The following is a 7,904-nucleotide window of genomic DNA, read 5'->3' on the forward strand; positions in this document are numbered from 1 at the left end:
TCTATTTTGATACTAAAGAGCTGAGTACTTGTTCAGTAACTTGATATGGCTAGACAAGAAGCTACTTATGCTTCCCACTTTTAAAAGCTGTTAACAGATAATCGATAAAGACTTTCTTACGCTTTGGCATCAACTGTCTGTCGGCATACACCAAACTTACAGATACCTCAGGCATATCATATTCGGGCAATAGTCTTATTAGCTTCCCTGTCTGAAAATGGTCCCGACAGATAAACTCCGGCAACACGGCGATACCCAAACCATCAACACAAGCAGTCAGGCAGGCTGTAATCGTGTTCACCCTCAACTGGCATGGCAGCTCTATCAAAATCGATTCACCGTCCTCCAGTTGCAAATGCCATTTAGGCAACCTTGCCGCTTTATTCACCACTTCAATCAACCTAAACGGTGGTTTTAGATCTGCGGGTGTTTTGATATCACCAAATTGCTCTAAATATTCCGGGCTAGCTACTAACGCACGTTTTGATGTTGTGAGATATCGAGAAACCAAGCTCGAATCCAAAAGCTCACCAATTTGCGCATAAAGATCGATACCTTCCGCAATGATATCAACTTCGCGATTCGTCAGTTCTAAGTTCAATGTGACATTTGGATGTTCTTTGAGGAAACTGTGAATATACTTCGCCAGAACTTGATGTCCCAACTCAACGGGAAGAACAACATTTAGAGGGCCACGGATGAGATCTTGGTTTGCTGAAACTTCTAATTCGGCTTGGCTCATGATCTCATGCATTTGAATACTCGATTGATAGAAGCGTTCCCCTTCCGGTGTTAGCACCAAACTTCGAGTCGAACGAGTGATCAATCTCACACCTAAGTGCTGTTCCAACTCTGCCAATTTCCGACTTACGGTCGACTTAGTCATGTTTAGAGCTTCCGCGGCATGCGTAAAACTCCCACAATCAACGACTTGTGTAAAAACAGTCACAGCATTTAAGTCCATCAGGTTCTCCTAAACTCACTATTAGTAAGATTTTTACAACAGTGTTTCCCTTTTTTCCTATCTTATCAATTAATGATATTCATTTACAATTCGTTACATCTAAATAAAAACAAAATGAGAAAACGAAATGACAGATAACAACAATGCTTCGCAATCAGTAAGCACAAAAAAACGTAAAAAAGCACCGCTTATTGCTACTGCGATCATGCTGTCATTGGGTTTAGCGGGGGCGGGATACTGGTACGGGTACGGTCAGTACTTTGAATCTACCGATAATGCCTATCTACAAGGCGACATCACTAACATTAGCCCTAAGGTATCTGGTTATATTGTTAAGTCTTACGTCAGTGACAACCAATCAGTAAAAGCAGGTGATTTGTTAGTGCAAATCGATGACCGCGATTATCAATCAGCACTTGCTCAGGCCAATGCTCATCTATCCGTTGTGCAATCAGATGTAAAAAACCTCACAGCCCAAAAAACGTTACAACGTAGCAAAATTAACCAAGCAGAAAGTCGAGTCGACTCCGCACAAGCAGAATACGAACGTGCGATTCAACAAGTTGTTCGCTCTCGTAGCTTGTTAAAACGTAATTACGCATCGCAAGATGAAGTCGATAGCATGGTGGCACAACAAAAAGTCACCCAAGCCGATTTAGAAGAAACAAAGGCTAATCTCGTCGCTACTAATGACCAATTAATCGTTATTGATAGTGAGATAGAACAAGCCAATGCATCGGTTACAGAAGCACAAGCGCAAAGGGAGCAAGCACAGCTCAATCTCGATTACACCAAAGTCTACGCCCCAACAGATGGTGTGATTGGTAAGCGCAGTGTGCGTAAAGGTTTGTTGATTCAAGCTGGCGCGCCGTTGATGAGTTTGGTGCCAAACAACCAAGTGTGGATTGAAGCAAACTTCAAAGAGACACAATTAAGCGGCATCCATAAAGGTCAAACCGTTGAAGTTGAATTAGATGCTTTTCCAGGTCAACCACTTGAGGGTGTCGTCGACAGTTTCTCTCCTGCGACTGGTGCAAAATTTGCGCTACTTCCACCGGAGAACGCAACGGGTAACTTTACAAAGATCGTTCAACGTGTACCTGTCAAAATTACCATTTCAGATCAGCAACAGCTTAAAGGTAGATTGCTTCCCGGGTTGTCTGTGGTAGCGACCATCGATAAACGAGGCTAGACCATGAGCAACGCTGGTGTTGTCACCCAAACTAATGATGAGCACGAGGTCACAACCCGTCATTGGATCGCCCTATTTGGCGGCTTGATTGGCGCGTTCATGGCGATCTTAGACATTCAGATCACCAACTCGTCTCTCAAAGACATTCAAGGTGCACTTTCTGCAACCTTAGACGAAAGCTCGTGGATCTCTACGTCTTACCTAGTCGCAGAGATGATCGCGATCCCACTCAGTGGCTGGCTGTCAAAAGCACTTGGTAAACGCCGTTATATCACGTGGACAACGGCCATTTTCACCATTTCATCTTTGTTGTGTTCGTTCTCTTGGAACATGACCTCGATGATTGTATTTCGCGCGATGCAAGGCTTCAGTGGTGGTGCTTTAATCCCGCTTGCTTTCTCGCTAGTGATTCAGTTATTGCCTGTCAATAAGCGCGCTGTGGGTATGGCACTGTTTGGTGTCACGGCAACGTTTGCTCCGTCTATTGGCCCAACGTTTGGTGGTTGGTTAACCGAGAACTTCTCGTGGCACTATATTTTCTACATCAATATTCCGCCTGCTCTGCTCGTAGTCTCAATGATCCGCTATGGCTTAGACGATGAAAAACTCGACCTTGGCACACTTAAAAAGGCCGATTGGTTCGGTATCGCCACCATGGCTCTCGGGTTAGGTTGTTTAGAAGTGGTATTGGAAGAAGGCAACCGTGAAGAGTGGTTCAGCTCAAGTTTCATCATTGGCTTAAGTATTGTGTCGGCGGTGAGTTTGGTTTACTTCGTAATAAACGAACTCCAACACAAAAAGCCGTTGGTTAATTTGCGGCTATTGCGGGATGGGCAATTTGCTATGTCTTGTATCGCCTATCTGATTTTAGGGATGGCGCTACTCGGGTCTATCTATGTTCTGCCAATGTACTTAACGCAGATACAGCAATATAACGCGATGGAAATTGGTGAAGTGTTGATGTGGATGGGATTCCCACAACTACTGATATTTCCGATTGTTCCGAAGCTGACACAAATCATTAAGCCCAAATACTTGGTCACCTTTGGTTTCGCGATGTTTGGTGTCAGTTGTTATGTAAATACCCATATGACGATTGATTTTGGTGGCCATCAGCTGATTTTGTCTATGGTTCTGCGTGCTATTGGCAGTCCATTTATTATGGTTCCATTGTCACTGGTTGCCATGAAGAACATCAGCAAAATGGACACGCCTGACGCTTCAACCTTAACCAACGTAATGCGTAACTTAGGTGGCGCTTTCAGTATCGCGATTATCGCTACTCTACTGGATAACAAAACCCGTGAGCATTTGGCTCATATCAAAGAGTCACTGCCTTCAGTGAGTCAATTAGGTTGGCAAACACTTAAAGACCAGCAAGCGTTCTTTATCCAATCAGGAAGCGATGCAGCAACGGCAATGCAACAAGCTCAGGCTAGCTTACTAGGAACCATGCAGCGTGACGCCGCAATTATGGCCTACAACGATGTATTCTTAATGATGACTGCGTTCTTAGCGTTAGCTGCGGTTCTGATTTTGAACATGCGTGATTAAAAGCCTATTGCTCTTAATTATAAGTTCTAACCTAAAAAATGAGTTCTAACCTAAAAAAGGCGACGAATAAAAAGCAAAATATCAAATAAAAAACGGTAATCACCCAAAGAGGTAAGCTTAGCGGCTTACTTCTTTTTGTTTAAAAAACCTGCTTAGCCACACAAAATTAAGGTCAAAATAATAACTACCCAATAGGTTTCATAAATTTTCGTTAATATTCTTTAATTACCAATAGTTTATTGAGTATTTACATGTGGTATTGCCACCTTGACAATGTGCAACTTGACACCTAAATTGAATCTATAGTTGAATATTTAGGGAAAGACGATTTGACCTTACATCCAGATCTAAGGGTTTTGCTTGTGGACGACTCTAAGAGTGCCACCATTCTTATCAAACAGCAGCTCGTTGGTCTGGGGATTTCGCACAAAAATATTTTCATCGCAACCAACTACCAACAAGCTATCAAAGCCGTCGAGACTCACTCTTTCCATGTACTTCTCATCGACTACCATCTCGAACAATCTTTTACTGGGTTTGAGTTATTAGGGATTCTTTATCGTAACCGACTCATTGACCATACCGTTGCGACGATTTTGCTTTCAGGTGATATGCGTCAGGAAACGGTATTGACGGCTTTATCCGGTGAAGCGCATCACTTTATTTCTAAACCGATCAATACGGCCGCTCTCGGAAAGAAAATCCAAACGGCGGTATTTGAAGCCAAGCAAATTACGCAGCTCACCAACCTTTATCCAATCAATGATCAAGCCGCACTCAATTCAGCGTTAAACATTCCGGGTAAAGACACAAAGGTACAGTTTGAAGCAACGCTAATAGAGCACTTGATCGCAAGCAAGAAATGGGAATTGCTCTCGTTTTTGCTCAATGAATCTAGAACAAACATGCACCCAACCAAGTTAGTGGCAGAAGCATTAATTTTAGACGGATTAGGCAAACCCAAATCAGCGATAGATAAACTACACAATTATCTTGTTGCGCAGCCTCTTTCTTTGAACGTAATAGATTGTCTGAGCTGTATTTACGAAAAGCACCACATGTTATTGCCAGCCCTAAAGCTAGCAATACGAGCCTTTGAATTAACGCCGAGTATCAGCCACCGAGCGATTCGTGCCATCGATTTAGCTGAGAACGCCGACAACACGCAAATATTAATCAAATTAGGTGAGATTTACGCGAACAGTATCTCATCCGCAGACATCGATGTAATTCACTCTATATCAACCTACTTCAATTCGTTAAAAGTTACGTACGAACGAGAAACGAATATGAACCGTAAGAAAGCGCTGATAGAACATGCAAACCAATTTACAACGCAGGTTAACTTAAAGCTCCCAAGTCATCTTCAAAATCAAGTACTTTCAAACCTGGCAATCTTCCATAGTCACATCTTAATATTTGAAAAAAACGAAAAGCTTGCTCATCAGAAATCAATCAAAGCGGCCATCTTGCTTTCTAACCGTTTTTACGAAAACCCTACTGATTTACTCACCCAATTATTACCGCTATTGATTCACTTTGGGGAATACTCTCTATACCGTGCAGTTGCGGAATGTATTCAATCTCGTGGCGATCCTTTGCTGCATAAAACCCCACCAGAAACGCTGTCACCTTCAACGTTGATCAACCTCGAAAGCTTGGATTCGATTGAAGATATTAAGGACTATATTCACAGTTATCCATATTCGGTCGCCGCTAAACTTGACTATTTATATGCTGTCAATAAAACTCAAATACAAGAACAACTTAGTGACGATTTCGTACAAGATATCACCCAACTAGAACTTCCAAAAAAATGGGAACAATGGATTAGTGACGCATCGTGTCATGGTTTTTCCACTAAGCCACCTAGCCCATTTTCAACAAGCAGCCGACAGGAGTCTATATGCTAGATTTTGATGCTTTGAATGCCTACTTAGACAATGACCAAGAAGTAATTTACGCGGTGTTATCCGTGTATCAAGAAGACCATGGCAATTCATTAGAAGAAATACAAGAATTAGTGCAACAGCAAGATTGGGGCAAGCTTCATTTTACTGTACATACTTTGAAAGGCATATTAGCCAGTTTCGGTGAAGAAACGGCTACAATGGCACTAGAAAGAGTGGAGCAAAACACGCTCAATAAGCTTGCCCCTCAAGATGAGGACCTTTCCGTCATCTATACAGAAGTGAAGATAATCAACCAACAAATTGAAGAAGTACTTAGCACTTATTAATAAGTCCACTGAGCTTTTAGTTGCTAGACCTTCTAGCTTCTAATTTCTAACTTCTTGGCTTAACATTTAAGGCTTCAGGCGCTATACATATCACCAGAATCAGATAAAGAGTTGAGATACTTTGGGAACATAGAACCTCAACTCTTGTCATTTCCTTTCAAAATTATCGACGAATCACCCACCTATAAATTCACCCAATTTATCGAGACCTAGCAACGTATAACACACGCTTAGTAAGTCCTGCATATTCATGTTTTCAATGAAGAACTGACATATTTGACGAGATGCAAAATAGTTAAATATTTGTAGATCTTTTTGTGACAGAAGCGCACGAAATTACATTTTATTTATTGGTAAAGAAGAAACTGTTATCTACACTCTAGTGAAACCAGGCGTTAATCACTTGGTGGCATAATAATAAAATAAAACGTTCAGTCGGCTAGATAAGGACAAGGAAATGAACAACGATAGTTTTGGTGTGTTCCAAGGGCTCACGGATCACCCTCCCATAAAAGAATCATTTTCTACCACAACAGAACCCTATGCTCACTATCTAAAGGATATTGTAGGTATTGATTTATTGTCTCGCGAAGATGAAGTGTATTACGCAAAATTAAACCAAACGGGTGACAAACAGGCGCGTGATGTAATGATCGAATCGAACCTGCGCCTTGTTGTAAAAATCGCCAAGAGTTATCTAAAACGTAAAGGTAACAATTTCACACTGCTCGATCTTATCGAAGAAGGTAATATCGGCTTGATTAAAGCCATCGATAAATATGACCCAGAACCGGGCTATCGTTTTTCAACTTATGCAGTGTGGTGGATTCGCGAAAACATCGAAGCCGCATTAATGAACAAAGGGCGCACCGTTCGATTACCCGCCCATGTTTGTAAAGAGATAAATAGCTTGGCATCAAAGAAGCTCGATGTAAGCAAAAAAATGAGTAAAGAGGTTTCTATCTCAGAGTTATCACTCAGTTCTGGTGTAAAAGCTGAACGTGTCGATCAACTGGTAGCCTTAAGCGGGTTTATTGATGTTACAACAACGGTTGGTATCAGCCACGCGCCACTCGTACTAGAACAATGCGAAAGTGAATACATCACCGACCCTCAGCAAGATTGTGAAGACCAATCATTCACACATGCGCTAGAGCAGATCATAAACACACTGCCACCTAAATTGCAGAAGGTTCTCATTCACCGTTTTGGCTTCTTCGACAACAACGTAAAAACGCTATCCGAAGTGGGTAAAATGTTGGATGTAAATGTATCCAATGAGCGAGTGAGACAGATGCAGAAAGAAGCCGTTGAGAGAATTCAAAAACGACTTAAATTTGATGGCTGGGTCTAAATAACTAAATCGACAAAGGTCTAAATAGATCAATAGGCATTAAAAGAACAATCACAAGGGTGAGCCTAAAGAGCTTGCCCTTTTTGTTTGCCGCCTTCTTAACAGACGCAGATCATCATAAACATTCAAACCAGAAAACATTGTGAATGAACAAAATCGACGTTTACTCACCTTAACGAAGTGGCTCTTTCACTACGCAGAATTAGATAACTCACATAAGTGGTTTCTAAGCAGTCTTGTTCCCACAACGACAAAATACGCTTGGTCGCAAAATAATAGTCTTTGTTTCTTAGTAACATGCCAACCGTACGGCTGAGTTTCTCAAATCGCGCTTGGTCGCTTGCCGAAATATAACCGTCTTCACTTTGAATAATCGGCGCTAGACCGTCGGCAAACCAATTATTCAGAATTTCTCGCATCTCCAATTCAGCCTCAGGCACATCAACGCTCGATAACTCACGGTGTTGAGGTGGTGGCACTATGTACTTCGATGCTTGCGGCGAACTAACATAACGATACATGTCGCCCCTCCTTCTTAACTGACCCTTTTAGTAATAAAGAACAATTTTGGCAATTCTCAAGTTTTTAGAGCCTTGTTTTT

At 41.8% G+C, this 7,904-nt stretch carries 7 protein-coding genes; 5 read left to right on the plus strand and 2 right to left on the minus strand.

Features of this window, described 5'->3' with window-relative positions; translation table 11 throughout:
- Positions 1-61: 61 nt before the first annotated feature.
- A complete protein-coding gene (locus AACW75_RS10750) occupies positions 62-964 on the minus strand; it encodes a LysR family transcriptional regulator (RefSeq protein WP_135457764.1) in 903 nt (300 codons plus the stop codon).
- A 127-nt stretch (positions 965-1,091) separates the two neighbouring features.
- On the opposite strand from AACW75_RS10750, the gene AACW75_RS10755 reads away from it, so the two are divergent.
- From AACW75_RS10755 to AACW75_RS10775, 5 genes are all read left to right on the plus strand, one after another.
- Positions 1,092-2,156: an HlyD family secretion protein gene (locus AACW75_RS10755; RefSeq protein WP_145568763.1), complete on the plus strand. Its 1,065-nt coding sequence runs from the start codon at positions 1,092-1,094 to the stop codon at positions 2,154-2,156.
- Between the two features lie 3 nt (positions 2,157-2,159).
- Complete coding sequence (locus AACW75_RS10760; protein WP_237297418.1) at positions 2,160-3,710, plus strand: DHA2 family efflux MFS transporter permease subunit; 1,551 nt, start codon at positions 2,160-2,162, stop codon at positions 3,708-3,710.
- 329 nt (positions 3,711-4,039) lie between these two features.
- The gene (locus AACW75_RS10765) at positions 4,040-5,623 is read left to right on the plus strand and encodes a response regulator (protein ID WP_017074403.1); all 1,584 of its coding nucleotides are present in this window, start codon (positions 4,040-4,042) and stop codon (positions 5,621-5,623) included.
- Entirely contained in the window at positions 5,617-5,949 is a 333-nt protein-coding gene (locus tag AACW75_RS10770; protein ID WP_017074404.1) for an Hpt domain-containing protein, read from the plus strand. Before AACW75_RS10765 ends, AACW75_RS10770 begins: the two co-directional genes overlap by 7 nt.
- A gap of 457 nt (positions 5,950-6,406) precedes the next feature.
- Positions 6,407-7,303: a sigma-70 family RNA polymerase sigma factor gene (locus AACW75_RS10775; protein ID WP_017074405.1), complete on the plus strand. Its 897-nt coding sequence runs from the start codon at positions 6,407-6,409 to the stop codon at positions 7,301-7,303.
- 167 nt (positions 7,304-7,470) lie between these two features.
- Here the strand turns inward: AACW75_RS10775 and AACW75_RS10780 are convergent, their stop codons facing one another.
- Complete coding sequence (locus AACW75_RS10780) at positions 7,471-7,824, minus strand: hypothetical protein (protein WP_017074406.1); 354 nt, start codon at positions 7,822-7,824, stop codon at positions 7,471-7,473.
- Positions 7,825-7,904: the final 80 nt, after the last annotated feature.

The organism is Vibrio sp. L3-7, from assembly GCF_963898195.1.
GTDB classification, from domain to species: Bacteria; Pseudomonadota; Gammaproteobacteria; order Enterobacterales; family Vibrionaceae; genus Vibrio; species Vibrio echinoideorum.

Bases quoted from the DNA above. Each gene is read 5' to 3' on its own strand.
- AACW75_RS10760 (WP_237297418.1), top strand. From the start codon at position 2,160: ATGAGCAACGCTGGTGTTGTCACCCAAACTAATGATGAGCACGAGGTC.
- AACW75_RS10750 (WP_135457764.1), bottom strand. From the start codon at position 964: ATGGACTTAAATGCTGTGACTGTTTTTACACAAGTCGTTGATTGTGGG.
- AACW75_RS10775 (WP_017074405.1), top strand. From the start codon at position 6,407: ATGAACAACGATAGTTTTGGTGTGTTCCAAGGGCTCACGGATCACCCT.
- AACW75_RS10770 (WP_017074404.1), top strand. From the start codon at position 5,617: ATGCTAGATTTTGATGCTTTGAATGCCTACTTAGACAATGACCAAGAA.
- AACW75_RS10780 (WP_017074406.1), bottom strand. From the start codon at position 7,824: ATGTATCGTTATGTTAGTTCGCCGCAAGCATCGAAGTACATAGTGCCA.
- AACW75_RS10755 (WP_145568763.1), top strand. From the start codon at position 1,092: ATGACAGATAACAACAATGCTTCGCAATCAGTAAGCACAAAAAAACGT.